Origin of the sequence: Bradyrhizobium liaoningense (assembly GCF_018130825.1) — a bacterium.
Lineage (GTDB): Bacteria > Pseudomonadota > Alphaproteobacteria > Rhizobiales > Xanthobacteraceae > Bradyrhizobium > Bradyrhizobium liaoningense_B.
In genome coordinates this window covers 862,945-887,961 of the sequence record NZ_JAFCJS010000001.1, presented here as the reverse complement: position 1 = coordinate 887,961, position 25,017 = coordinate 862,945, and the positions used below count along the sequence as shown (strand labels likewise).

Sequence of the window (25,017 nt, the reverse complement as noted above, 5' to 3'; positions counted from 1 at the left end):
TCGGTTCGCTTCCGTCTGCGCAAGATGCGCACATGCGGGAGCTGCTCGAGATCATCCGTGCCAATCCCTGGCCCTTCGGCGCCGGCTTGTTCGTGGTGATCCTGATGATCGTCGCCGAGAACTTTGGCCGCGGCATTCAGGGCGATGGCGCCGGCGGCGACCTCCCGGATTTCGACGGCGGCGGAGGATGCGGCGACGGAGGCGGTGGCGACTAGGCCCGCCTAATCCTCCTGCAAATCGGCGGCGATGCCGGCAAGCCAGCGCCGGACGGCGGTTTCCGCCTTGGCATCCAGAGTCCGGGCAAGGCGCTTCTCCAGCGCGATCACGCGTTCCCTGCAGGCCTTCAACAGCGTTGCCCCGCGCGGCGTCAGCGTCCATTGCTGGATACGGCCATGGACCGGATGGGGCGTCATCACGATCGCGCCGTCGCGCTCGAGATTGCGGATGATGACGCCGACGGTCTGCGGCGTCAGGAAGGTGAGGCGGGCGACGTCGGCGCCGGATAGTCCGGGATAGGCATTCAGCATCGTCAGCACCGCGAATTGCGGCGACGTCACGCCGAGATCGGCGAGCGTGCGTTCCATCGTCAAGCGCACCGCGGCATGGGCCTGACGCAAGAGGTAGCCGAGATAGCCTTCTTCGCCCCGCTTGCCTTCGCCGGGGGCGGGAACGCGTACCGCGCCGTCATCGGCAGGCGCCTTCCGGGAGGTTTTCGATCTTGTGATGCCGGACGACTTGCGCAACATATAAGAGCTCTTATAATGTATCAGTGCTCTTACAATAACACGAGGTGCAAGGCAATGTCACACGCCCGCAGCGAATACGAGGATTTCAAGCGGATCGCGCCGGACGCGTATGATCTGGTGCTGGCGCTGGGCCAGCTGGCGGCCAAAGCAGGCCTCGACAAGCAGCTGCTCGAGCTGGTCAAGCTGCGCGCCTCGCAGATCAATGGCTGCGCCTTCTGCGTTCAGCACCACGTCCTGTTGTCGGAGCGCATCGGCGTGCCCGTCGACAAGCTCCATCTGGTTGCGGTCTGGCGCGAGGCGCCGATCTTTTCCGCACGCGAGCGGGCGGCCCTGGCCTGGGCCGAGGCGCTGACCTGCCTGCCCGACGGCGTCAGCGAGGAGGTCTACGCGGAAGCATCTCGCGAATTCTCCGAGACGGAGCTGACGTATCTGACATCGGCGGTCGCCTCGATCAATATCTGGAACCGTTTTGGCGCAGCGTTTCGCTGGACGCCTGCGAAGCGGCCGGCCGCTGCGGCCACCGCTGCATCCTGATGGAACAAGGGAGATCACGATGACAGCCATGAGCTTTTCTGCCGTGCAACATCCGACGCCGTCCCGTTCGGCGGTGCTCGCGGTCGTCGCAGGGCTCGCCTGCGCGTTTGCGATCGGCAAGGCGCTGCCGCTGACGATCGACACTGTCTCCGGCGCGCTGGCGCCGCTCTGCGCGACCGCGGCGGAGAGCTCGCCGCTCGACAAGGTCGAGCCGATCGGTTCTTACGCACTGCCGAACGTCCCGGGCAAGCGCGTCACCATCGTGCGCGTGTTCTACGGCCCCGGCGGGTTTTCGCGGCCGCATCGCCACGCGGGCTCGGTGACCGCCTACATCACCAAGGGCGAGATCCGCTCCCAGCTCGGCGGCGGCCCGGTCGAGACGTTTGGTGTCGGCCAGTCGTTCTTCGAGCCGCCGGGCTCGACGCATCTGGTGTCGGCGAACGCGAGCGCGACAGAGCCGGCGGAATTGATCGCCGTGTTCGTGGCGGACGAGGGCGCGCAGCTGACGACGTTGCTAGAGTAGCCGGTAGCCCGGATGGAGCGAAGCGCAATCCGGGACCGCTGCATCTGCGCAAGAGGACCCCGGATTACGCTGCGCTCCATCCGGGCAACGCAGCGGAGGTTTTCGTCAGCCCCCGTACGAGGCCGGATCGGGATTGTCCGAGGGGTGCTCGAACGACTTCTTCATCGACACGGGCATGGGCACGTGGAAGTTAAGGCCGCGCGGCGGCACCGGCTCCATGAACCATTTGTTGTAGATCTTCTCGATCTCCGGGCTTTTGTAGAGTCTTGCGGTGGCCCGATCGACCACGGCCTTGAATGTTGTGTCATCCTTGCGCAGCATGATGCCGTAGGGTTCGGGATCGGAAAAAGCGCCGGTGCTGATGGCGTAGAGCGACGGATCCTTCGCCGAGGCAATCATGGACGCAAGCTGGATGTCGTCCATGACGAAGGCTACCGCGCGGTCGGTCTCGAGCATCAGGAACGCCTCCGGGACATCCTTGGCATTCATCACGGTGATGCCGAGCGACCGGGCCGCGTTGGCCTTGTTGAGCTGGGTGATGTTGGTGGTGCCAGAGACCGAGACGACGGCCTTGCCCTTGAGGTCATCGATCTGATCGAGCTTTGAAGCCTTCTTCGACACGAAACGGCTCGCCGTGAGGAAATGGGTGTTGGTGAACCAGACCTGCTTCTGGCGCTCGGCGTTGTTGGTGGTTGAGCCGCATTCGAGATCGATGGTGCCGTTGGCCATCAGCGGAATGCGGTTGGACGAGGTGACCAGGTTCTCGTTGACCGCAAGCTTGTCCAGCTTCAGCTCGGCCTTGATCTCTTCGACGATCTTCATGCAGATGTCGATGGCGTAGCCGACGGTCTTCTGCTTCTCGTCGATGTAGCTGAAGGGTACGGAACTGTCGCGCACGCCGAGCGTGATCGCGCCGGTGTCCTTGATCTTCTTCAGCGTGCCGGTCAATTCCTCCGCACCAGCCGGCACGGCAAATGCAACGGCCAGAACGACCGCCGTGGTGAGACAACGCATGTGCTTCCCTTCTTCCAGTTTGCCTGGTGAGAGCAAAGCAATTCCGGGGCCAGAGAAGGCGCGATGTTTCGGGAAGGTCCTGACGTCGATCCGGTCAGTCTGCGCGCGCATGGGGCGGGGAGCTGCGCGTTGAGGCGGTAACTGCCTCAATTCTCCTCGCTGCTCGATCCCTCGCGCAGGTCCGGCTTGATCACGTCCTCCGGCAGCGCATGCGCCACCGGCTGGGCCGTGACGGCGATCTCCGGGCCGATCTCGCGGCCGCGGGCGCGGATCAGGCGCTCATAGGCCGAAACGAGCGTGACGTAGGGGCTGACCCAGATCCAGCCGTCGCGGGTGAACACCTGGACGTCGAAATGCAGGTGCATCGACGTGCCGGCGGGATGGTCGAGATAGTTCGAGACCACGCCGATCTTCTCGCCTTCGGCGACGAGGCGACCGTTGAGCAGGCCATCGGCATTCATCGCCTGCGGATTCATGTGCATGTAGCGGAAGCGGATGTGCTCGGTCCGGCTGTTGACCTGAAGCGTTGCAGCCTGGTCCTTGGAGGCGCGGATCACGACAGCATCGCGCACCGCGACCACGGCGCGCTGCTTGCGATCGCAGGGTTCGCGGCCTTCGCCGGGCGGCGGGCACTCGGCCGCGCGGATGTCCTCGCCCTGGTGCCCGTAACCGCCGGCGCATTGCCAGACTTCGAAGCTGCGGGACTCGCAGAAATTGTCACGCCAGGGAAAGGCGGTCGGACCGTCGTTCCTGTCGCGCTTGGCATAGGACTGCGAGCGCACGAAGGCGGGCGCCTTCTCCAGCGGAAAGCGGATCTGCGCATAGGCCATCGCATCAGGATGGCCGCTCTTGTTGCGGTAGCCGGTGTTGGGGATGATGTCGCCGCTCGGACGATAGCTGAAATCGGGTGAGCGCGCCGCGGGACGATCGAGAACGTTGGAGGTGACGTCCATCAGCGGCCGCATGCGCTGGCCGCCGGCGACGCGCAGGGCCCTCAGGAAGCGCTCGGCAACCGGATAGGCCTCCTTGCAGGCGAGCCGCCGCGGTTTTGCGACGCTGTCGAGACACTGGATCGACACCACGTAGGCGACGCCGAAGCGCGTGAAGGCGTAGCGGACGTAACCTTCGCGGATGAACCGGCGCAGGTCCGGATAGGTTGCCGCGAGCGGCTTGACCGGCTCGCCCTTGCCGCCGGTGGGATCGGCGATGTCATAGAGCAGCGCCGATCCCGTGATCTGCACCTCGACCGGCCTCGTAAAGACCCGCGAGGGCATGCCGTCGCCGGCGCCGGGCTCGAGTGAAAAGGTCGCGCTGTAACCGGCGGGACCGGCATCGAACATGTCGACGGGATTGAAGTCGGCCTGGTAACGCGACAGCGACAGGCTCGACGGCGCGCCACTGCGCCGGGCCTCGAGATAGGCGCCAGCGTCGAACGGCAGCAGCACGGGCACGGCACTGCGGGCAATGCCGGTGAAGAATTGCGAGGAGACCCCGTTGAGCTGCACCAGGGCCGGCGTTGCGCGCGGATCGTAGCGCGGCACCGAGCGGCGGGGCACGAAGATGAAATCGCCCGCGATCTGCGGACGGCTGTTGATCTCGGCGCGGAGCTGGTCGAGCGCTGCGCGCCAATCGACGCGCAGGGCCGTGAGTGAAGCGCTGCGGAACTCGTCCGCGGCGAGCGGTGTGGCAATGAGGAGCGACAGCGACGCCACGAGAAGCGAGACGAAGCGGAAACTCTTCCCAACCACTGTCTCGCCCCCCGGCGGCACCTGTTCTGATCCCTCGCTTAGTCCTTGGCGCGCTCGGAGTAGGAGCCGTCTTCGGTCATCACCACGATGCGGGTGCCGACCGAGATGTGCGGCGGCACGGCGGTGCGGATGCCGTTCGAAAGCACCGCGGGCTTGTAGGAGGACGAAGCGGTCTGGCCCTTGGTCACCGGCTCGGTCTCGACCACTTCCAGCGTCACGCGCTGCGGCAGGGCGAGCGAGACCACGTTGACATCGTGGGTTGACAGCTTGACGGTCATGTCCGGTTGAAGATACGCGGCTGCATCGCCGACGACGTCCTTGGACACCTGGACCTGATCGTAGGTCTCGGGGTTCATGAAGTGGAAGCCGTCGCCATCTTCATACAGGAAGGTGTAGTTGCGCTCTTCGATCGTGGCCTTCTCGACCTGGTCGGTGGTCTTGTAGCGTTCGGAGATCTTTACCCCGTCCGAGATTCGGCGCATTTCGATCTGGCTGACCGGGGTGCCCTTGCCGGGATGGATGTTCTCGGCGCTCACGACGACATAAAGCTTGCCGTCTTGCTCGATCACGTTGCCCTTGCGAATAGAACTGGCGATGACTCTCAAAGCTGTATTTCCTGCTTGCTTGGCCCGGCTGCGGCCAGGACGTGGTCAAATTGATGGGGGACTTGGGGCCTCAAATCGGACCTCGGCGCCCGTTTCGGGCCGCAACATACTGATTTTGCCGCTGGATGCCAGCTTTTTGCTGGACTGCGGAGCGGTCCGCTAATGGCTGGGGACAAGCCGATCTCGCCGTTCTGGTCGCCCTCGCGGCACCTGGACCGGCGGCCGTTCCTCCAGGCCAGGGGTGCCGTGACCGGAGCTTTACGGGGCTTTTTCGCCGAACAGGGCTTCGTGGAGGTCGAAACTTCGGTCCTTCAGGTCTCCCCGGGGAATGAGACCCATCTTCACGCCCCCCGGACCGAGATCATGCGGCCCGACGGCAGCCGGGCCAGCCGCTACTTGCGGACCTCGCCCGAATTCGCCTGCAAGAAGCTGCTGGCGGCGGGGGAGCCCCGAATCTTCGAGTTCGCACGGGTGTTCCGCGACCGCGAGCGCGGCGACCTGCATCTGCCCGAATTCACCATGTTGGAATGGTACCGGGCCAACGCCCCATATGCCGCCATTATGGCCGACACCGTCGCCGTCATAGTCCGGGCGGCGCAGGCGACCGGAATCGGGACGTTCTCCTTCCGCGGCCGCACCGCCGATCCTATCGCCGAGCCGGAGCTTCTGACGGTCGCCGGCGCCTTCGAGCGGTTCGCCGGGATCGATCTGGTGTCGACAATCTCCGCCGGCGAGGGTAACCGTGCCGCGCTCGCCGAAATGGCCGGCGGCAAGGTCCGCGTGGCCGAGGACGACACCTGGTCGGACATCTTCAGCAAGGTCCTGGTCGAGCATGTCGAGCCGCATCTGGGGCAGGGACGTTTGACCATCCTGTTCGAATACCCATCTCCAGAGGCGGCGCTGGCGCGCGTGAGGGCTGACGATCCCAGGGTCGCCGAGCGGTTTGAGGTCTATGCCTGCGGCGTCGAGCTCGCCAATGGCTTCGGCGAACTGACCGACGCCGAGGAGCAGCGCCGCCGGTTCACGGACTCGATGGCGGAGAAGCAGCGCCGCTATGGCGAGGCATACCCGCTGGACGAGGATTTTCTGGCTGCTGTCGCCGCAATGCCTGAGGCGAGCGGCGTCGCACTCGGATTCGACAGGCTGGTGATGCTGGCGAGCGGCGCAATACGGATTGATCAGGTGGTGTGGACGCCGCCTGCGGGTGAGACATGACGAAGACCAATCTTGCACGCACCTTGCGCGAGCCAGCCGGGCTCGTGGCCGAGGGCCTCGCGCCCGCCGCGGCGCTGCCTGCCCTCGAGCGCGTCGCCGCGCGCTATGCCGTTGCGATCACGCCGGCGCTGGTCGAGCTGATCGACACCTCCGATCCCGACGATCCCATCGCCCGGCAGTTCGTCCCGACGGCCGCGGAACTGGAGATGCAGCCCGGCGAGAACGCCGATCCGATCGGCGATCATCCCTATTCGCCGGTTCCCGGCATCGTGCATCGCTATCCCGATCGCGTGCTGTTCAAGCTGGTTCACGTCTGCGCGGTCTATTGCCGCTTCTGCTTCCGCCGCGAGATGGTCGGGCCCGGCAAGGAGAACGCGCTGTCGGACAGCGCCTATCGCACCGCGATCGACTACATCCGTTCGCACGGCGAGATCTGGGAGGTGATCCTGACCGGCGGCGATCCCTTGATGCTGTCGCCGCGTCGCATGAGCGAGATCATGGCCGATCTCGCTGCAATCGATCACGTCAAGATCATCCGCCTCCACACCCGCGTGCCCGTGGCCGATCCCGCGCGCGTCAGCGAGGAAATGGTCGCCGCGCTGAAGGTTCCAGGCGCGACCACTTGGGTCGCGCTGCATGCCAATCATGCGCGCGAGCTGACGGAAGGTGCCCGCACCGCCTGCGCGCGGCTCGTCGATGCCGGCATTCCCATGGTCAGCCAGTCCGTGCTCTTGCGCGGCGTCAACGACAATGTGGCCGCTTTGTCGGATTTGATGCGAGCTTTCGTCGAATGCCGGATCAAGCCCTACTACCTGCATCATGGCGATCTCGCGCCGGGCACCGCGCATCTGCGCACGACGCTGGCGGAAGGACAGGAGTTGATGCGGCAATTGCGCGGGCGGGTGTCAGGACTGTGTCAGCCTGACTATGTCATCGATATTCCCGGCGGCGCCGGCAAATCGCCGGTTGGGCCGAGTTACGTGTTGGCGGCACAAAATACCGCACCCGACGCACGTGATGCGGAAGCCGAAACACGCTATCGTATCGTCGATTATTGCGGCGGCGTTCATCTCTATCCGCCCGAGACCTGAGCGGTTGGTGGGAGCGCCCGTTGAGAACGGAGGAACGGACATGAAGAAGATCATGCTGGCAGCATCGCTCGTGGTCTTGCTCGGCGGCACGGCGGTTGCTCAGACCGGCGGCTCCAAGGGATCGACATCAAGCGGTGCGTCCTCCGGAACGGTGTTGCCGGCGCCTGTCGGTCATCGCCAGCCGCGTGCAAGCGATGTGCCGAGCGAGAAGAACCTCAGCGATCCGAACAATCCCGTGAACAAGGAAGACGCTCTGCTCGACAAGAAGATCAAGAGCATCTGCCGCGGCTGTTGATCGCAATAGCGGGCAGGGCGCGAACAGCATCGCCCCGCCCGCATTGGCCTTACCTCAGGCCGATCGCTCGTGCAGTCCCGCGCGCTGCGCGTTGCGCCGGATTTCGACCGCGTCGGCGAGCTGTTCCAGCACGGTTGCGGTGGTCGCCCAGTCGATGCAGCCGTCCGTGATGCTCTGGCCGTAGACGAGCGGCTTGCCCGGCGCGACGTCCTGGCGGCCGGCGACGAGATTGCTCTCGATCATCACGCCCATGATGCGGTTCTCGCCGCCGGAGATCTGGCCGGCGATGTCCGCCATCACCAGCGGCTGGTTCTCCGGCTTCTTGCTCGAATTGGCGTGGCTCGCATCGACCATCACCAGCGGCGCGACGCCGGATTTCGCCAGCTCGTTGCAGGCCGCCGCAATGCTTGCCGCATCGTAGTTCGGCTTGCTGCCGCCGCGCAGGATGATGTGGCAGTCCTCGTTGCCCGCGGTCGAAGCGATCGCCGAGCGGCCGAGTTTGGTGACGGCCATGAAATGATGCGGGTGCGAAGCCGACTTCACCGCGTCCGCCGCGATCCGCACATTGCCATCGGTGCCGTTCTTGAAACCGACAGGGCATGACAGCCCGGAAGCCAGCTCACGATGGATCTGGCTCTCGGTGGTGCGCGCGCCGATCGCGGCCCAGGACACGAGGTCGGCGATGTATTGCGGCGTGGTCATATCCAGGAATTCGGCGCCGGCAGGTAGGCCGAGATTGTTCACCGCCGACAGCACGTTGCGCGCCAGCCGCAGGCCCTTGTTGATGTCGAAGCTGCCGTCGAGATCGGGGTCGTTGATCAGGCCCTTCCAGCCGACCGTGGTGCGCGGCTTCTCGAAATAGACCCGCATCACGATCTCGAGCTGGTCGGCGAGGTCCTCGCGCAGCTTTGCGAGGCGCTCGGCGTAGTCGAGCGCGGCTTTGGGATCGTGCACCGAGCAGGGGCCTACCACGACCAGCAGGCGGTCGTCCTGGCCGGTGAGGATGGCATGGATGGCGTTGCGCGCGGCCATGACCACTCGGGTCGCCGTGAGCGTGCGCGGGACTTCCCCCATCACCTCATCGGGCGTGCTCAGCTCTTTCAGTTCGCGGATACGAAGATCGTCTGTCGTGCTCAGCACGGCGGGCTCCTGTTTGTTTGAACCTGCCGGCAATAAAAAAGCCGCCAGGTCTGGCGGCTGTTCGGACGTTTGCTTCAATATTTTAGATTGAGCGCGATCCTCCTGCCGCCAGCAAGCTGTCGTAGCTAAAGTACCAAAAATAGCTGGTGGCGACGGTGATCATGGCAGGCCATATAGCGTGCCGTCGGCGGGTTGTCACCCCCCAATCGGCCTGCCGGGCGACGAGAGCCCTCAGGTGTTGCTGTTGCGTGCCGCCAGCGCCATGCCGATCAGGATGGCGCCGCCGAACAGCAGGTTGATACCGACGAGGACGCCGATCGCCCATTCCGCCGAGCTCGGCAGCCCGGTGATCACCATGAAGGAGATCGCGATGTCGACCAGGCCCGAGATCAGGAGCCACGACCAGCGGCCGTTGAGCTCGCGGCGGTGCTCCAGTGCGTACATGATGGTGGCGACGCCTTCGGCGAGGAAATAGGCGCCGAGCACGATGGTCAGCGTCAGCACGGCCTGCATCGGCCGGGCCAGCAGCAGCATGCCGGCCAGCACGGCCAGCGCAGCCGAGATCAGCGACCACCAGAAGCCCGGGGAGGTGCGTGCCCAGTAGGTGACGATCAGCCCGCCGATGCCGCTGATCAGAAGCACCCAGCCGAGAAAGATCGCTGTCGCAAGGCTCGCGAGCGGCGGCACGATCAGCGCGGCAATGCCGAGCGTCGCGAGCAGGATGCCTTCGAACAGGAAGGCCTTCCAATGCGCTCTGACCGTCTGGCTCATCGCGGCCTGCAGCCGTGAAAAATCCTCGGGCGATGTCATGGTGACCCCTAACGTGACGGCTGGTGCGTCCAATCTACTATGCGCGCAGCGTACTCGCTATCCCGTCCTCAACCGCCGCCGTGCACCGACGAAAAACCTTCGCCGCTGGTGCGAACGCGGTTGCGGCCGAGAATGTAGATCGCGATCGTGACGATCAGAAGCGCGAGGCCGAGCAGGATCGAGACGAAGCCGATCGGGATCAGGGCCAGGGTCAGATTGCGCTCGGGATTGATCAGCCAGTGATGGATCGAGGTCAGCACGAAGGCGAGGCCGAGGAAGCCGACGCCGCCGCCTGCCAGCAGCAACGCCCACATCCGCCGCAATTGGCTGAGCCGCTCGCGCGCGACGTCGGTGCGGGGCGCGTGGTGGCGCGCGACGCGCCGGACGAGGCGGATGGCGAAGGCGATCGAGCTGAAGCCGATCAGGAGGCTCGCGCCGCCCAGCCACATCCGCAGTGTAGGATCGAGATCCGGCATTCTCTGCAAGGTCAGCAGCGGGAAGTCGAAGGCCGAATGCAGCGCGAGCGGGCCGGCGAAGATCAAGAGGCGGCTGGACAGACGGGCCCAGTCGCGATGGTGGCGGTTCGCACCCAGTGCCGTGCCGGCCCGCGCGATGGTCAGGTAGGCGCCCGCGATGATGCCGAGCGCGCCGTGGAACGGCACGGTCAGCACGCTGCGCAAGGCGGCCAGCGAGCGCCACATCTCGGCATGCTGGACCAGATAGGCGAGATTCTCGTAGGCGGCGAAGCCGAGGCCGACCGCGGCGCCATAGACGACGGTGTCCATCGGATTGGCAAAGGTCCGCCGCTTGGTCGAGGAGACCAGCACGATCGCGATCACCTTCACGGCTTCTTCCGGCAGCGCGACGCCGAACACCGAGTGCATGGCCAGCGCCGCCCAGGGATTGTCGGGGGCCGCAACCATCTTGGCGAAGGGGGCGCGGGCGAGGCCCAGCAGGGAAATGCTGGCTGCGCCGAGCAGGAACGCGGTCCAGACCTGGGCCGGCGGCCCCGGGCGTTCCTCGGCGGCAATGACGAGCCAGAGCATCAGCAGCGCCGGGGCGATGGCGGCAGTTCCGATGACGGTGGGTAACGCTTCAATCAGGTACATCGGCGCCGAAAATAGGTTCCCTTGGTCCGCTTATCTACGTCTCCCGATGCGACCATGTGTCATGCGCTTGCTGTCGCCTCGCTTAACGCGTGTGACAGCCGCCGTTCATCAGGGCCGCCGCGTGTAGAACACGAGTACATTCAATTGCATGACGGAACCGCTTCGCGATCGATGGCAACGGCGGCGCCTCGCGGCCGAGGTGCGAATTGGCAAGTCAGATCAATGGAATGCGCAGGTTTCTTCGATTCACGATGCACGTGCGCTGACGCCGAGTCCAGAGGCGAGGCGGCATCCGTCCCGACAAGGCACGGACAAGCGGCGGCCTAGCCACGCTTCCTTGGGCGGCCGCGCGGCGATGATGCGATCCGGCGGGCCCGCACCTGCTCCAGCTCCCAGAACGCGCGCACGAGGCACGTGCCGAGGCAGAAGACGATGAGCAGCAGCAGGAAGGCCTGGTCGACGGCAGGGATGTGTATCATGGCGCAGAATAAGCAACGCGCATGCCATGCGTTCCCGCATTGACCCGCGCTGGGTGCAGCAGGGCCGTTCGCAAAGTGGCTGGAGCCCGGGGTCCCAGCCTCAGTGCGTGGTGAATGGCGGCGGCGCTTCGGGGGCGATGTCGAAGGCGCCGAGATGGAACTCCTCGCCGATGAACGCGCCCGCCTCGGCATGGTGCGCGAGCAGCGTGAATGCGGCGTTGGGGTATTGCTTCCAGATATCGAGATCGTCGGCGGTGATGGTGAGCCAGCCGAACGTGTACATGTAGCGCCCGGGCTCGGTGACCCGGCCGACCCTGTCCCAGGTGATCTTGTTGACTGGCATCCGGTCCCCCGATCGCAAGTCCGCAAATAACGTCCGGCATGAGGCTCGGACCGTCAAAAGCTGATCCCGCAATGGGGCCGCGATAGGGCGACGATGCGGAGGCAAGACGGCCGCAACGCGCGGCCGCCGCCTGCCGGTTCAGCGCGCCGTCGAGGCCGCCTGCGCTTCGGCCCGCTCCAGCTGACGGTGCGAGGCGTGGAAGACGTCGTGGACGAGGCCGATCTTTTCCAGGCCCAGGATGATCAGGCCGTTGAGATCGATCTCCCACCAGGCGTGCGAGATATAGGCGTCCCGCGGGAAGCGGTGATGGTTGTTGTGCAGACCCTCGCCGAAGGTGAGGATCGTGGTCACGAACTCGTTGGTCGAGGCGTCGTCGACCTCGAAGCGGCGGTAGCCGTAGGCGTGGCAGACCGAGCCGGTGAGCTGGCTGGTGAGGATCAGCAGATAGGCGCGGAGCAGGCCGGAGAACAGCACGCAGCCGATCATGGTGTGGACGCCGCCGAAGGTGTAGCCGACAACGCCGGGGATGAAGACGGCCGACATCCCGTACCAGACCCAGCGGGTGCGCACGAAGAACATCGCGATCGGATCGGCGAGGATGTCCTTGGCATAGTACTCGTTGTCAGTGGTCGCCTGGTCGAACACCCAGCTGCCCTGGGCATGCAGGAAACCCTTGAGCGCGCTGACGTAGCGGTTGCCGAAGCCGTCGAATTGCGGGCTGTGGGGATCGCCGACGTCGTCGGCATAGAGGTGATGGCGGCGGTGGTTGGCGACCCATTTGGCGATCGAACCCTGCACCGCCATCTGCGCGATGGCGCAGAAGAAGACGCGCATGATCGGGCCGGTGCGGAAGCTGCGATGGACGAACAGCCGGTGCATGCCGGCGCCGATGCCGAACGTCGTCAGCGCGAACATCCAGGCGAACGTAAACAGCTCGACCTTGCCGACGCCCTGCGTGACGGCCCAGACGATGCCCGCGACCGCGCCGACATAGAGGATGCCGAGCAGCAGATAGCTCTCGCGCAGCTTGGCCTGGACCAGCGGGCCTTCGGTGACGACGCCGGGCGGAAGCTGCGGCTTGGCAGCGGCGACGGTGGCTTTCGCGATTTCGGCCGGGGCGGACTCGGCGAGGGACATTCCGGGACTTCCAAACCTTAAGGCCCGCAATGATTGCGGACGTACTGGGTCACACCCTATCGCGCAGGGGCCTCCGCCTCCAGCATTTAGTTAAGAAAGAGTTAAGATTGGTCTGGCCGGTATCAGGCTGACTGCGCCAGCGACGAGCGCACGATCAGGCGGACGAGGTCGTCCCGCGACTGCTTCTCGGCGAATTTGACCGCAAAGCCGTTGTCGAATTTGCGGATGACGCGCCCGACACAGGCACCGACCGCAAGCGCGGTTCCGACCGGCGGGTCGTATTCGCAGGAGATGGCAACGCCGGCCGTCGAGACGTCGATGATGAAGCAGGGATGGATGCTGCCGTCGGCGAGCGTCAGCAGGGTGTGTGAGACCTGCGGAACGAAGCGGGCGTCACGCCGCAGCTCCTGAACGCTGGCGTCCTTCTGCTTCTTCTCGAGCCAGGTCAGCTTTTCCGACATCCAGGCCCGCCGCGCCCGCGTCATCTCGAGCTCCATCAGGAAGCCCGCTTTCAGAGTCGCGCTGATGGTGCACTGGAATTCGCCGAAATCCTGGAAGTAGGAGGTCACGCGCTCGCCGACCTTGCCGACGACGGGCACGTCCACGATCATCCGGAACGGCGAGACGCGCTTGGTCCGGCAGGCGAAGGTGCGCAGCTGGCCCTCGCAATCGTACCAGCGCGGCAGCGAGTAGCTGCCGCTCACGGTGACTTCCACTGCTCGCTGCCTGAGGAATTCTGCGACGGACATGAGGCCAATCGGTTGCGGATGATTTCCGTAATTCCACGGTAGCCATCAATTTCTAAGCAAATGATACCGTCGCTCAGGAGCAGGGCTAAATTTCCGGTAAACGCGCGGGGCGCTGTGCGCCGTGATGCTCTCACAACATCGTCATTGCCGAGAGCTGCAGAAGCAACGGCTGCGGTGCCTATCCGAGCAGCACCACCAGAGCCAGCAGGCCGAGCCCGATCAGGAATTTGATCGTCGTCCAGGTCAGACCATCCGACCGGTGCTGCAATCCGCACCACGCCAATGCGCGCCGGATCGCGAGCGAGCCGAACACTTCGAGGCAGGCGAACAGAAGGGCGATGCCGGCGATGAACGACCATGACTCGGCCGGGGGCATCCATCGCGCGATCAAGGCAGGGACAGAGCCTTTCAGTGCGCCGAGCAGCGCGAACCATCCGAACCAGGATGCAAAGCCCTTGACGATATCGGGCCCGATCGCACCGGGCTCGAACCGGATGCCGGTCGCGGCGAGGATGCGTTCGATCCGCTCGTCATCGGTCAGGAACAGAAATGCGCCGAGGTAGAGCGGAATGCGCGACATGCAGAGAATGGCGATCACGCCGAACAGGACGACATGGGCGATGATGTCGACGAGGATCTCGAGGATCTCAATGCCAATCGTGCGCGATGGCTTCGGCGCGGCCTGCCGCTGCGGCAGCGATCTGGCGCGCGCCATGTGCTCCAGCATTTTGGCGCGCCGCTCCGGCGCGTAGGGGGCGGCGCGGTGCATCCAGGGTGGCGGCTGCGCGGCAACGCCGGCCTGGCCGTCCGAGGGGGATTCGCTCTGCTCCATGGGCCTGCACCGGTTCCAATCGAGGATTGGTCGGAGGCCGGGGGCGGGGAGGTTCACGAACGAGGACGGTAAATTCGCCGCCGCGTCCGCACGCTGTATCGCATGTGGCGCTCCCTAGCGGAATCGAACCGCTCTCTCCACCGTGAAAGGGTGGCGTCCTAACCGATAGACGAAGGGAGCAAACGCAGGGCCCCGCCGCTTGTGGCGGCACGGCCGCCGACCACCTGACTCGGCCCGGCGGCTTGCAGCGGGCGAACGTATAGTGGCCTTTGCGGCCGCGGGCAAGCCGTTCGGGAACGTCTTTTGGAACCGGTGGACAGTGCCGCTCCGGACATCATTCGGAGGCGATTTCAAGGGTTTCTTAGGGTTCCCTGAGCTAGCGTCGGAGGGGGAGAGTTTTAGCCGATGCCACAACCCAAGAAGCGCGCGGCCCGCAAGCTGCTGTCGCGGCACGCCTGGATCACGCTCGAGGGCGGATTCGCGGCGCGGCATTGCCTGGTCGAGGACATCTCCGACACCGGCGCCAAGATCATGATGGACGACGACGCGAGCCAGCTGCCGGGCGTGATCCGGATGGCGTTTGCGCGCGATGCCCGCACCGGACGGAGCTGCCAGGTGATCTGGCGCCGCGGCAAGTCGGCCGGCGTCAGGTTCATCTGACCTCACGCGCCGGCCGGATGGCGCGCGGCGTCGGTCCGGGCTAGAACGTCGGCATGCGTGCGTCGCTCCTCATCCTGATCTCGTTGCTCATCACCTCCGCGGCCGAGGCGCTGCGGCTTCCGGCATCCGAGCCGTCGCGGGCGGGCAAGGCATTGCCGTTGAAGGGCGCATCCGCCAGCGCGAAGGCGAATGCCTGCGCCTCGTATGGAGCCGGCTTCCGTCTGGTCGAGGCGACCGGGACCTGCGTGAAGATCGGCGGCGCGATCAGCGTCGACGCCGGCGTCAGGCGCTAGGCCGCATGCCGCCGGATCTGTTGCGGCTCGATATCGTCGTCCCCGTGCTGATGTATTGCGCGCTGCTGTGGTGGGTCGGCCGCGGCCTGAGCTGGACGGCAAAGCTTGCCACCGCGGCGGTGACGCTGCTGCTGATCATCTGCGTGGTGCTGGTCGAGCGGCGCTAGGCGCGAAGGTCAAAATAAAAAACTGCGAAAACAACCCCATGCACAGTAGCCGTCAAGTCGTGCGGCCACAGTGAAAGTTCGCGCGAGAGCGGCGATTTCGCGTGCGCGCGTCGCGCTTTAAGCGGTGCCGCCGCGTCACGACATCGGCGGTGCGACGAACTGTGCAAATCCACCTCGCTTGCCGAGCTCGGCGAGCCAGCGCGTCAGGTTCGGCTGGGCCGGCCGGCTGATGCCCTCGACGCCGAGCCAGCGCCGCGCGTAGGAGCCGATCGCGATATCGGCGAGGGTGAACTGGTCGCCCTCCATGAAGCGGCGCGAGGCGAGCAGGCGGTCGGCGATCGCCCAGACCTCGGCGGCGGCATCGGCATCGCGCTGCACCTGGATCATGTCGCGCTCGGCGGGCGCCGTGCGCACGATGCCCCAGAACACCGGACGGTCGACCGGCTGCACCGCCGACAGCGTCCAGTCGAGCCAGCGGTCGACGCTGGTGCGCAGCTTCGGCGCCTCCGGATAGATCGGCGTGCCGCGACCATGGGCGAGGCAGAGATAGCGCATGATGGAGTTCGACTCCCACAGCACGAAGTCGCCCTCGACCAGCGTCGGGATCCGCGCATTGGGGTTCATCGCGAGATAGTCGGCCTCGCGGGTCTTGCCGTATTGCATGCCGGCGTCGATGCGCTCGTAAGCGAGGCCGAGCTCGGTGAGGCACCACAGCACCTTCTGCACGTTGACCGAATTGGCGCGGCCCCAGATCGTCAGCTTGGTCTCAGGCATGATGCTCCTCCCGCGCGTTTTTCGGTGTCGTCGTGTCGTAGCCCGGATGGAGCGAAGCGTAATCCGGGACAGTCTCGCCGCACGAACAGACCCCGGATTGCGCTGCGCTCCATCCGGGCTACGCGTCCGCCGCGTGATAGCGGAATTTCGCCGCGCCAGCGTCGGCGATTGCGCCGAGCCCCTCATGCAAAAAGCTCCGCCCGGGGCGGAGCCTTTCATCGCAAACTGAGCCTGAGATTAGTGGCCGAAGAACAGCCACAGCAGGATGATCACCGGGATCGGCACGCCCAGCATCCACAGCAAGATTCCGCGTCCCATCGCGTTCTCCTCCAATCGCATTGTCCTGGGGTGAACGCCGGGGGCAGGGGCTTGTTCCTGTCGCGCGGGGCCTACCAATGGCCGGTATTCGGCATCGAAACCCACGGCTCCTGCGGCGGCTTCGGCTCGCCCTTTTGCAACAGCTCGATCGAGTGCAGGTCCGGCGAGCGCACGAAGGCCATGTTGCCGTCGCGCGGCGGACGGTTGATGGTGACGCCGGCCTTCTGCAGCTTCTCGCAGGTCGCGTAGATGTCGTCGACCTCATAGGCGAGATGGCCGAAGAAGCGATCCTCGCCGTACTTCTCCTCGTCCCAATTGTAGGTGAGCTCGACCAGCGGCGCGCCGCGCGTCTGCGGCTGCTTCTTCAGCGCCTCGAGATCGTCGGCCGAGCACAGGAAGAGAAGCGTGAACCGCCCCTTGTCGTTCTCGATCCGCCGCACCTCCTTCAAGCCCAGCGCATCCTGGTAAAACTTCAGCGCGACATCGAGATTGCGCACGCGCAGCATGGTGTGGAGATAACGCATGGTTGTTGCTCCCTTTGACAGTCGGAGGGTTTTGCTTTGGGCCGGGACGGCGGGGGTAGGAGATAGCAGGAAACGGGGAGGAGGGGCAGGGGGCGGGGGCAAATGTGCGTGAGGGCTGTTCGTTCGATTCAGACTGCGTCACGTCCGAAGCAGCGCGGTCATCTCCTTCCAATGATAGATCCGGACCTTCTCCGCTTGATGCCGAGCGGCCCTGGCGATGGCGTGCGCGATCTCGTTGCCGGTGAGCCCGCGATACCGGTCGGCCGGGCCAACGAGCAGCGGGTTGATCACGTTCCATATCGCGATGATGAGACGTTCACGCGGGCGGTCCTCGTCGCGCTCGCCGAGGATCTGCGACGGGCGGAAAATATGCGTGTGCTCGAAATCGAGCGCGAGAATGTCCCGCTCCACCTCACCCTTGGTCCGGACATAGAACACGGAGGAAGCCGTATTGGCGCCGACAGCCGTGACCAGAAACACCGACTGCGCGCCGTTCGCCTTGGCAATCTCGGCCGCGAGCAGCGGATAATCATGATCGATCTTGTAGTACTCGGCCTCGTCGGGCGTGTGCTTGCGCGTCGTTCCCAGCGCGATGAAGACCTCGTCCGCGACCAGCTGCGGCTTCAGCGCGGGGAGCGAAGCGAGATCACCGATCAGCACCGAGAGCTTCGGATGGCTCGTCGCCAGCGGCTTGCGGGCCACCGCGATGACCCGCGAATAGTCAGGACTGTTCAACAGGTCGCGCAGCAGATGCGAGCCGATGAAGCCGGTCGCGCCGAAAAGGAGTGCGGTTTTCATTCAAACCACCGTTTTAGGTTGATTGCCTGACTGCGTATCATCGCATGAACGAGCGAAATCCGGAAAGTGAGTACGAGTCACCGGATCATCGCAACGACCATCGCTATGAATCTGCATCCATCGTCGTAGTTTTTGCCGCTTCCAATTTGCGATGTTGCAAACATCAACTAGCGGATTTCGCTAGGAATTATGCGTTACGCATTTTTCTGGAAGTGTTTTTCGACTTTGTCCCCGCTTCCCCCAGTTTACCTCTTGCGCGTGAGTCACGCTTTGGGTCACATATTTCTGTCCTCGGCAATTCAGCTCTCAAGTGTTCAAATAGAGAGCTATGCCATGTCCGACCATAAGTTCGAGATCAGTTTCTGGCGCAATATGTAGTGAAGAGCCATAAGCCGATTTTCCGCCTGCTGGCTTTCTGCTCTACTAGTGGCGGCGCCGCTGACTGGTGCTCTGGCCAAAGGGAGCCTTCATGAGGCGATCGGTGCATGTTCCTGTCGGGATCGTCGATAGCTCGCGCTACGGCTTCGCGCAGGTTGCTACAGTCCCCACACCGTTTGGCGAGTTTGTGTATGTGTCCGGCCAGGTTGCTTGGGACGCAGAACAGAACGTCGTTGGTACTGGTGACATCGGTCGTCAACTCAGTAAGAGCCTTGAAAATCTTAGCGTTGCGCTGGCGTCGGTTGGTGCGAAACTCGATCAGGTTGGCGCGTTGCGGCTCTACATCAAGCAGAGCCACATACACGAGGGCAAAGCCATTAGCGTCGCTCTCAAAGCGGCGTTCGGCGATAATCCGCCGTGTACAACCTGGATTGGAGTGCCAAACCTCGCCAAGGAGGAGTTCCTCATCGAGGTGGAGCCTTCTGCAGTTTTCCTAGCGCGAAACGGCTGATTGCTGCTCTGGGCGATGCTCGACCGATAAACCCCGTCACGACGAGATCGATCGCTCTCCCTCTACTTCTCCTCCGCCCCCGTCGCTGTCGCCGGCCCTTCACCCATGATCAGCAGCACGGCGTCATCGTCCTTGGCGCCGTCCCAATGCACCTGCTTGCCGGTGTGGGTGACGAAGCTTCCCGCGGGCATCGGCACGGTGCCGTTGTCGGGATCGAACTTTGGGCCTGAGCCGACCCACCAGGTGCCTTGCAGCACCACGATGTAGCGGTCGTTGGGGTGGAAGTGCGGGCGGCTGAAGTGATTGCCCTTGGTCCACTTGTTGTAGACCATGTAGAAGCCGGGCTTGCTGGGATCGCCGACCACGACGGCGGTCTGCGCGCCGCGCGCGTCGACCGGGCCCCAGGGGATCTGGTCCGGCAGTTTGTAGGTGACGGCGGCGGGATTGAGCTCGGCGGCGGAGGCGACGCTCAGCGTGGCGGCGAGGGTGAGCGGCAACAGCAAAAGGTGCCGGGCGCTGCTGATCGTCATGATGACCTCCCTCTTATCGGGCGTCCGTTGAGTGCGCCCTGTGGTTGCAGGAGATGCTAGCCCGTCCAGCCGCCAACGCAAGACGCGTGGCGCGCATGCGTGATCGTCTGCGATGATCGTCTTAGATGTCTTGCCGACGAGAGGCCGGGATGGCCGGCATCATGAACCCGGGTGGAGTTCGCGGCGACGAAGGCCTGAATCGAGGGTCTTGGCATCGCGTCACATGGGGCCAATTTTTGAGAAACATTCATGAATTGGGAATTGATCGCCCAGGGCCTCCTTTCAACCTTGACGGTGCGGATGGTACTGGCCGCTTTTTCCGCCGTCGTGCTGCATGAGTTTGGTCACCTTCTGTTTGGTCGAATTGCCGGCGTCCCAATTCTGGGCGTTGTCATCGGGGAAGGGCGACGACTGTTCGGCTGGCGAATTGGCGCGACCACATTCGCGGTCCACGCCATCCCATTCAGCGGCCATGTCGAGCATGACGAATATGACGGCGGCCCGTTGACGACAGCGGTGCTCGCCGGCGGGGGAATAGCCGTCAATCTTCTCGTCGGCATGTCCAGTCTCGCGTTCTACCTGTCAGGCGAGCCGCATTGGCTCGACAGGATGCTTTGGGCCATCGCACTCGCCCATCTCGGGCTGGCGGCATGGAATCTCGTTCCGCGACAGTTCGAGGACGGCAACAAGTCCGATGGACTGCTCATGTGGGATGCATGGCGCGCGGCGAGGCGGGACAAAGCAGCCGCCGGACAATAGACCGTCAAACCCTCGGCAGTTGAACCCCGCCAGAGGCGGGGCGACTAAACGCCATGGCCGCTTTCCTTGCAGAACTCCTGTTTGATCTCGTCAGAAGCCTCATTGGCAGCTGGCTGAGAGAGGCTGCGGTGGCCGTTTGTGCGTGGCTGGACACGAAGATTCACGGCCGCGCTGCACGCTTTGTCGTGGGCGGCCTGCTCGGGGTCGCCGCCTATTTCCTCATTCCTGTTATCGCCGGGCTGCTGGGTCTCTGATGCCCTCCGTGAAGACGAACCTCATCATTGCATTGGCCATCGGGGCGCTCGTCTCGGGGCTGCTCCTCGCCATCGAGCCGCTGACCGACTTCGCTTATCTTTCGCTGGAGTGGCCCGGCATCACCGTTGCGTATTTTGTCTGGGGAGCGGTCGGAGGACCGACCTTCCTCGGCATCGCCATTTCCTGGCTTGTGAATGCGCTCATCTATGGCTTCGGTGCTTTCGCCATTCTCAGCGCCGTGAAGGTGCTGAGGGAGGCATGAAGCGCTGGCTTCAGAGGTTGGGTAAGGTTGCGAGGGTTGCAGCGATTTGCGGCACCGTCGCCTGGCTCGTGCTTTTGACGAGTTCTCCGCAAGCGCCCGATGCTGCACATCCCGAGCGTTACGCGCACCGGCACGACGTCAGGTATGTGAGCGGGGGGACAGAACTGGCTCTGCAAATCCTGCTCGGCTCATCGTTCACTCTGGCCTTGGTGGCGTTTGGATGCCACTTCGCGACCAGGGACATGCGAGAGTGAAGTAATCCGGCGGATTTCGATGGCATCGGCGACTTGGATGAGTGCCGTCTAGCGCCTCGATCCGCCCTTGCTGCGCCGGGCCTCCTCGGCCTCGTCCACGAGCTTGAGCGCCGTGCCGTCGTAGCTCAGCTTCAAGCCACGGCCGACCATCCATATCCATCCCTCGCGGGCGGCCCTGGTCGGCTGGGCGTTGAACTGGCCGGAGATCGATTTGACGGCGGCGTCTTGCGGCCCCGGATTGTTCAGCTCCGCATGGACGCGCCAGATCGGATGCCTGGCGTCAACGTCGTCGCTGTCGATCGTGACCTTGGCGCCATCGACTGCGCATTCGAGGGTGAAGGAGTCGCGAAGCTGGCGGCACCGGTAGCGGCGTTGCGTGACGACCTTGTTTGTCTCCTCGAATGTCATCCCGGGCGAGAAGCCGAGGATGTCGGACTTTTTCAGATTGGCCAGCGCTGTCGGCTTCAAGAAGCCTGGCTGGATCGCCACGAGGGCGGCAATGGCAACAACGATCAGACCGGCGACAACAATGGCAATCTTCATCAGCCCCTCGCGAGAAACATCCGACCATACAACAGCCGGAGCATCCTGCCAGTCGGGCCTGGCGTCATCATCATGGGATCGACGCGTGACAGTGCGCGCAATTGACAATGGCCGCGCCGCCTTGCGGGGAGCGACGCGGCTGGGCAGCAAGCCTTACAGGAGACCCGGCTTACTTCATGTTGCTGCGCGTCTTGGTGCCGCCCTGGTCGCTGCCGGGGCCGGAGCCGCCCTGGCCGGATGCATCCGGCCGCACCATTCCGCTCTTGTCCATGCGGTCGCGGCTCATGCCCGTCGTGCCGGTGCTGGTCGAGCCCTTGTGCGTCTTGGTCATGCCGGGCTTCTGCATGTTGTCGGACTGCGGGGCAGGGCCGGTCTGGGTCTGGGCGAGGGCGGAGCCGCACATCAGGCCGAGCGCGGCGGCGACAGCGAGGATCTTCTTCATCTCGAACTCCCGGTTGGTTGTGTTGGCCAACGGGAATAAGGAAGCCGCGTTCCTAACAGCGGGCCTTCAAGCGCAAGAAATTCTCGGGAGGTTTGTGGACACCATTTTGGGGCGACCTTCGAAACCGCCTTTCACAGGCCTGCTCGCTGAGGTATGTTCCATGCGAGCCGCCAACGAGGTGTGCCGAAACCTCGTCAGTACCTGGCGGCGTTTATGCCCACGGCGGGCAATGTACTCCATCCATTTTAGATCCACCGTCGCGACGATCAGCTCGTCACGATGCGCGTCTTTAATTTCAGAACGGAGTAAGCCATGCATTTCTGTCTCACAGGGCAATATACGCCGCGCGCGCTCAATGCCATTCTGGAAAATCCCACGACCAATCGCCAGGAAGCGGCGAGGAAGCTGATCGAAGCGGCCGGCGGAAAGCTGGTCTCGATGTACAGCGTCGCGGCCGACGGCCCCGGCGTTCTCGTGATCTTCGACGTCCCTGATCCCAGCGCGGCGCCGGCTATCTCCGGCCTCACCGTCACGGCGGGCACCTTGCAGAACGTGAAGCTGATGCGCCTGTTCACGCAGGACGAGATCAAGCAGGTGCGGCAGAACGCGGCGAAGCTGCGCTCGTCCTACAGCGCACCCGGCAGCTGATCGTTCGCACTGCCTTGCGCACCATGCGAGGCCGCGGACCGCCGCGTCGAGCGGCGGTCTCGCGAACTCATTCTCATGTCTGCCTCGCGCCGCAGCTACGCGGCAATCCGCTGCGCGACGGGGGTGGTCAGGTATTTGAGCGCTTTCGCATGTTCGAGATCGGGAACCGCGATGGCCGTGTGGCTGTAGATCGCATGGGTCCGCGAAGTCGCGATCCTGTCCAGGATCTCCTTGCCCTTGATGACGTGCAGGCCCATGCCTTCCGCGGACGGGAAGATCGCCAGCACCACGTCATAAGCCGCGATCACGGTTCTCAGCGCCTCGGCCTTGTCCTCGGCGACATCGACAAACACGCGAACATCGGCTGCGAGTTCACGCAGCTCGTCAAAATTCAGCACTGTGGGGATACTCCAACGCAACGATACCTAATGAAGCTTGGATGCGTTGGGTTACTGAAGTCTCAACAACGCGCAGCACATCACAAGTTTCACGGTGAGGTGACTCCTTGGAGGCATCGGTGGACAGCTCGCCCGCAGCCCATCCTTCGAGACGCCCGCCGATGGCGGGTCCTCAGGATGACGGCGGGGTACGCGGCAGCAATTTCAACGGGGCCGACGCTGCTTAGCCTCATCCTGGGGAAACCGCGAAGCGGCCTGAAAGTCATCACATTGCTCGCGGCGGCGGCGATGTTGCCGGACGCATCATCGCCGTGTCGCGGCTGATATGGCGCGCGAGCTCTCGACCAACGGGGGGCGGGCGGCAGCAAAAAGTGACGGGATTCACGTGAAACTGCAGCTTGCGTTTTCGGCCTCGATGGGTTCTAAGCCCCGTGACTTCCTGACCTCCGGCATGAACACGAAGCGCGCTGCGCGGCTTTGTCATGTGCCCGGCAAGTGACCTCACAGCTCACGCCCACCCAATCCAGAGGATTTTTGACATGGCGAAGATGACCAAGACTCAATTGATCGATGCGATCGCCGAGGGCACGCAGCTTGCGAAGAACGACGTGAAGTCGGTCATCGAGTACATGGCCACCGTCGGATACAAGGAGCTCAACGAGTCCGGTGAGTTCGTTATTCCCGGTTTCGTGAAGATGTCGGTCGTGAACAAGCCGGCGACCGAAGCGCGGATGGGCATCAATCCCTTCACCAAGGAGCCGATGCAGTTCGCGGCCAAGCCGGCGAGCAAGTCGGTCAAGGCCTCGCCGCTGAAGGTGGCCAAGGACTCCGTCTGATCCGGCGCTGACGCGCTGCCTTGCGTGCCGGACGAAACGGCACGCGGGACGGCGGCGCGATCACCCTCGCGAAAAGCGAAAACCCCGCCTGGGGGAAGCGGGGCTTTCTGGTGGGGGGAAGCTTGGGGGAAGCTTCAACTAGTTAGACGCGCCAGCCTGCCAAAGGTTCACGGTCTGACGGAAAGACTGTGCTCGGCGAACCGCGATCGCGAACAGTCCCGCGAGCGCGAGGATCATCCACAGCATTTGAGAAGCGCGCAGAAGGAGCTTCACGGCGCCTGCGCGCAATTCGGCGTGGGACGGCGTGAGCCGCGTTTCAGGGCGCTTCGCGTCAGCCGGCGGTGCAAAAGAAAAACCCCGCGCGATGCGCGCGGGGTTTTCCAAACTGACGGCGATGGGATTTCAGCGCCTGGCCGTCAGTCATACCTCTAACTTAAGGTTGAAAATCCAAAATGCAACAGCGCCGCGGCGACGGAGTATGTTCGTCACGCGGCGCTGCTATGTGACTGGGCGCTGAAATCCCCAGCCTTCATGAGTCTGCGCAGCGCCCGGAAGGTTCAAGACTATTGCGCGGAAATCTCGCGGAAGGGCTGGACTTACCGTTCTCTTTTTGTTCTAGTCAGGTCACCTTGGAGGTGACTCATGACCGTCGAAAAGCAGCGCGAAGTGATCAGGCTCTGGAACAAGCTCCGGAAGGTCGAAGGCCCCGCCGCGGAGGAACTCCGCATCCAGATCCTCGAATGCTTTTCGCAGAAGGGCACAGGCAAGCAAGCGGCTTGACGTAGGTTCGGCCGGCATCGACGACATCCAGCAGGCGCGGCCCCGTTCTGGCGCACGCTCGATCGGTATCGTGCGAGGGCGCGCGCGTTGAGTTTTGATCGGAGAACCGGTCGCGGGCCGTGTCGCTGCGCGTCCGTTTGCTCGCTGCCCGTCGTTTAGGAACGATCATCCTGCACCAGCGTTCGCGCGACATGACATGCCCGCGATGCGCAAGGCCGATGACGGCAAGCTCGGCCAACAGCTTTCGATGCGAGCCCTGCCGCGAGATTCGTCATCGTGTTTGCGGTCGTCTCGACATTCGTGCCGCCGAAGATGTCCGCCACGGACGCAGCGACGCCGCGCGACTTCATCGATCGTTAGCAAACGCTTCGCACTGATTTTCTCGACTCCGATTCGTTCTTCGAGAACGAAATGGAGTCGGATGCAGAACAAGTCGCGGCTGCCCGGATTTCCATGCGAAAGCCAAGCCGGCCGCCAGTCTTGCATTCAGTCTTGTCAGTCTTGCATGTGGGGCCGC

The 25,017-nt window shown here is 64.1% G+C and carries 35 protein-coding genes and 1 tRNA gene; 16 read left to right on the top strand and 20 right to left on the bottom strand.

Translation table 11 applies throughout. The features are described from left to right. The first annotated feature begins 32 nt into the window (after window positions 1–32). Window positions 33–215, top strand: a complete 183-nt coding sequence (locus JQ603_RS04310; RefSeq protein WP_212336778.1) for a hypothetical protein — start codon at window positions 33–35, stop codon at window positions 213–215. 6 nt (window positions 216–221) lie between these two features. Here JQ603_RS04310 and JQ603_RS04305 read toward each other — a convergent pair whose 3' ends face one another. Beyond that, window positions 222–746 (bottom strand): MarR family winged helix-turn-helix transcriptional regulator, encoded by a 525-nt coding sequence (locus JQ603_RS04305; protein WP_212336776.1) that lies wholly within the window; start codon window positions 744–746, stop codon window positions 222–224. Between the two features lie 54 nt (window positions 747–800). On the opposite strand from JQ603_RS04305, the gene JQ603_RS04300 reads away from it, so the two are divergent. Further along, window positions 801–1,280: a carboxymuconolactone decarboxylase family protein gene (locus tag JQ603_RS04300; RefSeq protein WP_212336774.1), complete on the top strand. Its 480-nt coding sequence runs from the start codon at window positions 801–803 to the stop codon at window positions 1,278–1,280. Window positions 1,281–1,299: 19 nt separating this feature from the next. After that, complete coding sequence (locus tag JQ603_RS04295) at window positions 1,300–1,803, top strand: cupin domain-containing protein (RefSeq protein WP_212336772.1); 504 nt, start codon at window positions 1,300–1,302, stop codon at window positions 1,801–1,803. Between the two features lie 105 nt (window positions 1,804–1,908). Here JQ603_RS04295 and JQ603_RS04290 read toward each other — a convergent pair whose 3' ends face one another. From JQ603_RS04290 to efp, 3 genes are all read right to left on the bottom strand, one after another. Continuing rightward, window positions 1,909–2,817 carry an amino acid ABC transporter substrate-binding protein gene (locus JQ603_RS04290; protein WP_212336770.1) on the bottom strand — a complete coding sequence of 303 codons (909 nt, stop codon included), beginning with the start codon at window positions 2,815–2,817 and terminating at the stop codon, window positions 1,909–1,911. Window positions 2,818–2,963: 146 nt separating this feature from the next. Continuing rightward, the gene (locus JQ603_RS04285) at window positions 2,964–4,586 is read right to left on the bottom strand and encodes a M23 family peptidase (RefSeq protein WP_212336768.1); all 1,623 of its coding nucleotides are present in this window, start codon (window positions 4,584–4,586) and stop codon (window positions 2,964–2,966) included. A gap of 17 nt (window positions 4,587–4,603) precedes the next feature. Continuing rightward, entirely contained in the window at window positions 4,604–5,170 is a 567-nt protein-coding gene (efp, locus tag JQ603_RS04280; protein ID WP_212336766.1) for an elongation factor P, read from the bottom strand. A 162-nt stretch (window positions 5,171–5,332) separates the two neighbouring features. Here efp and epmA point away from each other — a divergent pair, with 162 nt between their 5' ends. The 3 genes from epmA to JQ603_RS04265 are packed head-to-tail and all read left to right on the top strand — an operon-like array spanning window position 5,333 to window position 7,771. Beyond that, window positions 5,333–6,385 (top strand): EF-P lysine aminoacylase EpmA, encoded by a 1,053-nt coding sequence (gene epmA / locus JQ603_RS04275; protein ID WP_212336764.1) that lies wholly within the window; start codon window positions 5,333–5,335, stop codon window positions 6,383–6,385. After that, a complete protein-coding gene (locus JQ603_RS04270; protein WP_212336762.1) occupies window positions 6,382–7,476 on the top strand; it encodes a lysine-2,3-aminomutase-like protein in 1,095 nt (364 codons plus the stop codon). The genes epmA and JQ603_RS04270 overlap by 4 nt, the downstream gene beginning before the upstream one ends. Window positions 7,477–7,516: 40 nt before the next feature. Continuing rightward, the gene (locus JQ603_RS04265) at window positions 7,517–7,771 is read left to right on the top strand and encodes a hypothetical protein (RefSeq protein WP_212336760.1); all 255 of its coding nucleotides are present in this window, start codon (window positions 7,517–7,519) and stop codon (window positions 7,769–7,771) included. 54 nt (window positions 7,772–7,825) lie between these two features. Here the strand turns inward: JQ603_RS04265 and JQ603_RS04260 are convergent, their stop codons facing one another. The 9 genes from JQ603_RS04260 to JQ603_RS04220 all read right to left on the bottom strand — a co-directional run bounded on the left by JQ603_RS04260 (window position 7,826) and on the right by JQ603_RS04220 (window position 14,550). After that, window positions 7,826–8,911: a 3-deoxy-7-phosphoheptulonate synthase gene (locus JQ603_RS04260; RefSeq protein WP_212336758.1), complete on the bottom strand. Its 1,086-nt coding sequence runs from the start codon at window positions 8,909–8,911 to the stop codon at window positions 7,826–7,828. Window positions 8,912–9,142: 231 nt separating this feature from the next. Continuing rightward, window positions 9,143–9,721 carry an HdeD family acid-resistance protein gene (locus tag JQ603_RS04255; RefSeq protein WP_212336755.1) on the bottom strand — a complete coding sequence of 193 codons (579 nt, stop codon included), beginning with the start codon at window positions 9,719–9,721 and terminating at the stop codon, window positions 9,143–9,145. A 68-nt stretch (window positions 9,722–9,789) separates the two neighbouring features. Then, window positions 9,790–10,830 (bottom strand): PrsW family glutamic-type intramembrane protease, encoded by a 1,041-nt coding sequence (locus tag JQ603_RS04250; protein WP_212336753.1) that lies wholly within the window; start codon window positions 10,828–10,830, stop codon window positions 9,790–9,792. Window positions 10,831–11,153: 323 nt separating this feature from the next. Continuing rightward, window positions 11,154–11,309, bottom strand: coding sequence for a hypothetical protein (locus tag JQ603_RS04245; RefSeq protein WP_212336750.1), 156 nt, complete (start codon window positions 11,307–11,309; stop codon window positions 11,154–11,156). 100 nt (window positions 11,310–11,409) lie between these two features. Then, window positions 11,410–11,652: a hypothetical protein gene (locus JQ603_RS04240; RefSeq protein WP_212336748.1), complete on the bottom strand. Its 243-nt coding sequence runs from the start codon at window positions 11,650–11,652 to the stop codon at window positions 11,410–11,412. Between the two features lie 138 nt (window positions 11,653–11,790). Next, window positions 11,791–12,789, bottom strand: a complete 999-nt coding sequence (locus JQ603_RS04235) for an acyl-CoA desaturase (protein ID WP_212336746.1) — start codon at window positions 12,787–12,789, stop codon at window positions 11,791–11,793. 122 nt (window positions 12,790–12,911) lie between these two features. Next, window positions 12,912–13,538 carry a PilZ domain-containing protein gene (locus tag JQ603_RS04230; RefSeq protein WP_212336744.1) on the bottom strand — a complete coding sequence of 209 codons (627 nt, stop codon included), beginning with the start codon at window positions 13,536–13,538 and terminating at the stop codon, window positions 12,912–12,914. 178 nt (window positions 13,539–13,716) lie between these two features. Then, window positions 13,717–14,370, bottom strand: a complete 654-nt coding sequence (locus tag JQ603_RS04225) for a hypothetical protein (RefSeq protein WP_212336742.1) — start codon at window positions 14,368–14,370, stop codon at window positions 13,717–13,719. Between the two features lie 105 nt (window positions 14,371–14,475). Beyond that, window positions 14,476–14,550: transfer RNA gene (locus tag JQ603_RS04220), tRNA-Glu, on the bottom strand. Window positions 14,551–14,775: 225 nt separating this feature from the next. On the opposite strand from JQ603_RS04220, the gene JQ603_RS04215 reads away from it, so the two are divergent. The 3 genes from JQ603_RS04215 to JQ603_RS04205 are packed head-to-tail and all read left to right on the top strand — an operon-like array spanning window position 14,776 to window position 15,490. Then, window positions 14,776–15,030, top strand: a complete 255-nt coding sequence (locus JQ603_RS04215) for a PilZ domain-containing protein (RefSeq protein ID WP_212336740.1) — start codon at window positions 14,776–14,778, stop codon at window positions 15,028–15,030. A 53-nt stretch (window positions 15,031–15,083) separates the two neighbouring features. Next, window positions 15,084–15,323: a hypothetical protein gene (locus JQ603_RS04210; protein WP_212336738.1), complete on the top strand. Its 240-nt coding sequence runs from the start codon at window positions 15,084–15,086 to the stop codon at window positions 15,321–15,323. 5 nt (window positions 15,324–15,328) lie between these two features. Continuing rightward, on the top strand, window positions 15,329–15,490 hold the full coding sequence (locus JQ603_RS04205; protein WP_212336736.1) for a hypothetical protein: 162 nt from the start codon (window positions 15,329–15,331) through the stop codon (window positions 15,488–15,490). Window positions 15,491–15,625: 135 nt separating this feature from the next. Here JQ603_RS04205 and JQ603_RS04200 read toward each other — a convergent pair whose 3' ends face one another. From JQ603_RS04200 to JQ603_RS04190, 3 genes are all read right to left on the bottom strand, one after another. Beyond that, window positions 15,626–16,264 carry a glutathione S-transferase family protein gene (locus tag JQ603_RS04200; protein WP_212336734.1) on the bottom strand — a complete coding sequence of 213 codons (639 nt, stop codon included), beginning with the start codon at window positions 16,262–16,264 and terminating at the stop codon, window positions 15,626–15,628. 389 nt (window positions 16,265–16,653) lie between these two features. Next, window positions 16,654–17,106: a VOC family protein gene (locus JQ603_RS04195; RefSeq protein WP_018641785.1), complete on the bottom strand. Its 453-nt coding sequence runs from the start codon at window positions 17,104–17,106 to the stop codon at window positions 16,654–16,656. A gap of 138 nt (window positions 17,107–17,244) precedes the next feature. Next, window positions 17,245–17,904, bottom strand: a complete 660-nt coding sequence (locus JQ603_RS04190; RefSeq protein WP_212336732.1) for an NAD-dependent epimerase/dehydratase family protein — start codon at window positions 17,902–17,904, stop codon at window positions 17,245–17,247. Between the two features lie 469 nt (window positions 17,905–18,373). Here JQ603_RS04190 and JQ603_RS04185 point away from each other — a divergent pair, with 469 nt between their 5' ends. Beyond that, window positions 18,374–18,793, top strand: coding sequence for a RidA family protein (locus JQ603_RS04185; protein WP_212336730.1), 420 nt, complete (start codon window positions 18,374–18,376; stop codon window positions 18,791–18,793). 62 nt (window positions 18,794–18,855) lie between these two features. On the opposite strand, the gene JQ603_RS04180 is transcribed toward JQ603_RS04185, so the two are convergent. After that, on the bottom strand, window positions 18,856–19,323 hold the full coding sequence (locus JQ603_RS04180; protein WP_245003369.1) for a cupin domain-containing protein: 468 nt from the start codon (window positions 19,321–19,323) through the stop codon (window positions 18,856–18,858). Between the two features lie 249 nt (window positions 19,324–19,572). On the opposite strand from JQ603_RS04180, the gene JQ603_RS04175 reads away from it, so the two are divergent. Genes JQ603_RS04175 through JQ603_RS04165 form a run of 3 tightly spaced genes read left to right on the top strand, consistent with a single transcriptional unit; the run spans window position 19,573 to window position 20,599 of the window. After that, window positions 19,573–20,082: a site-2 protease family protein gene (locus JQ603_RS04175; RefSeq protein ID WP_212336729.1), complete on the top strand. Its 510-nt coding sequence runs from the start codon at window positions 19,573–19,575 to the stop codon at window positions 20,080–20,082. 53 nt (window positions 20,083–20,135) lie between these two features. Then, entirely contained in the window at window positions 20,136–20,336 is a 201-nt protein-coding gene (locus JQ603_RS04170) for a hypothetical protein (protein ID WP_212336727.1), read from the top strand. Then, the gene (locus JQ603_RS04165; protein WP_212336725.1) at window positions 20,336–20,599 is read left to right on the top strand and encodes a hypothetical protein; all 264 of its coding nucleotides are present in this window, start codon (window positions 20,336–20,338) and stop codon (window positions 20,597–20,599) included. The genes JQ603_RS04170 and JQ603_RS04165 overlap by 1 nt, the downstream gene beginning before the upstream one ends. Window positions 20,600–20,901: 302 nt before the next feature. On the opposite strand, the gene JQ603_RS04160 is transcribed toward JQ603_RS04165, so the two are convergent. Continuing rightward, window positions 20,902–21,396, bottom strand: coding sequence for a hypothetical protein (locus JQ603_RS04160; RefSeq protein ID WP_212338181.1), 495 nt, complete (start codon window positions 21,394–21,396; stop codon window positions 20,902–20,904). Between the two features lie 169 nt (window positions 21,397–21,565). Next, entirely contained in the window at window positions 21,566–21,838 is a 273-nt protein-coding gene (locus tag JQ603_RS04155; RefSeq protein ID WP_212336723.1) for a hypothetical protein, read from the bottom strand. 312 nt (window positions 21,839–22,150) lie between these two features. Here JQ603_RS04155 and JQ603_RS04150 point away from each other — a divergent pair, with 312 nt between their 5' ends. Beyond that, window positions 22,151–22,486 carry a GYD domain-containing protein gene (locus JQ603_RS04150; protein ID WP_212336721.1) on the top strand — a complete coding sequence of 112 codons (336 nt, stop codon included), beginning with the start codon at window positions 22,151–22,153 and terminating at the stop codon, window positions 22,484–22,486. Window positions 22,487–22,581: 95 nt separating this feature from the next. On the opposite strand, the gene JQ603_RS04145 is transcribed toward JQ603_RS04150, so the two are convergent. Further along, window positions 22,582–22,884 carry a hypothetical protein gene (locus tag JQ603_RS04145; protein ID WP_183239317.1) on the bottom strand — a complete coding sequence of 101 codons (303 nt, stop codon included), beginning with the start codon at window positions 22,882–22,884 and terminating at the stop codon, window positions 22,582–22,584. A 539-nt stretch (window positions 22,885–23,423) separates the two neighbouring features. Here JQ603_RS04145 and JQ603_RS04140 point away from each other — a divergent pair. After that, the gene (locus JQ603_RS04140) at window positions 23,424–23,720 is read left to right on the top strand and encodes an HU family DNA-binding protein (protein WP_063683643.1); all 297 of its coding nucleotides are present in this window, start codon (window positions 23,424–23,426) and stop codon (window positions 23,718–23,720) included. A 642-nt stretch (window positions 23,721–24,362) separates the two neighbouring features. Continuing rightward, window positions 24,363–24,500, top strand: coding sequence for a hypothetical protein (locus tag JQ603_RS04135; RefSeq protein ID WP_212336719.1), 138 nt, complete (start codon window positions 24,363–24,365; stop codon window positions 24,498–24,500). Window positions 24,501–25,017 lie beyond the last annotated feature (517 nt).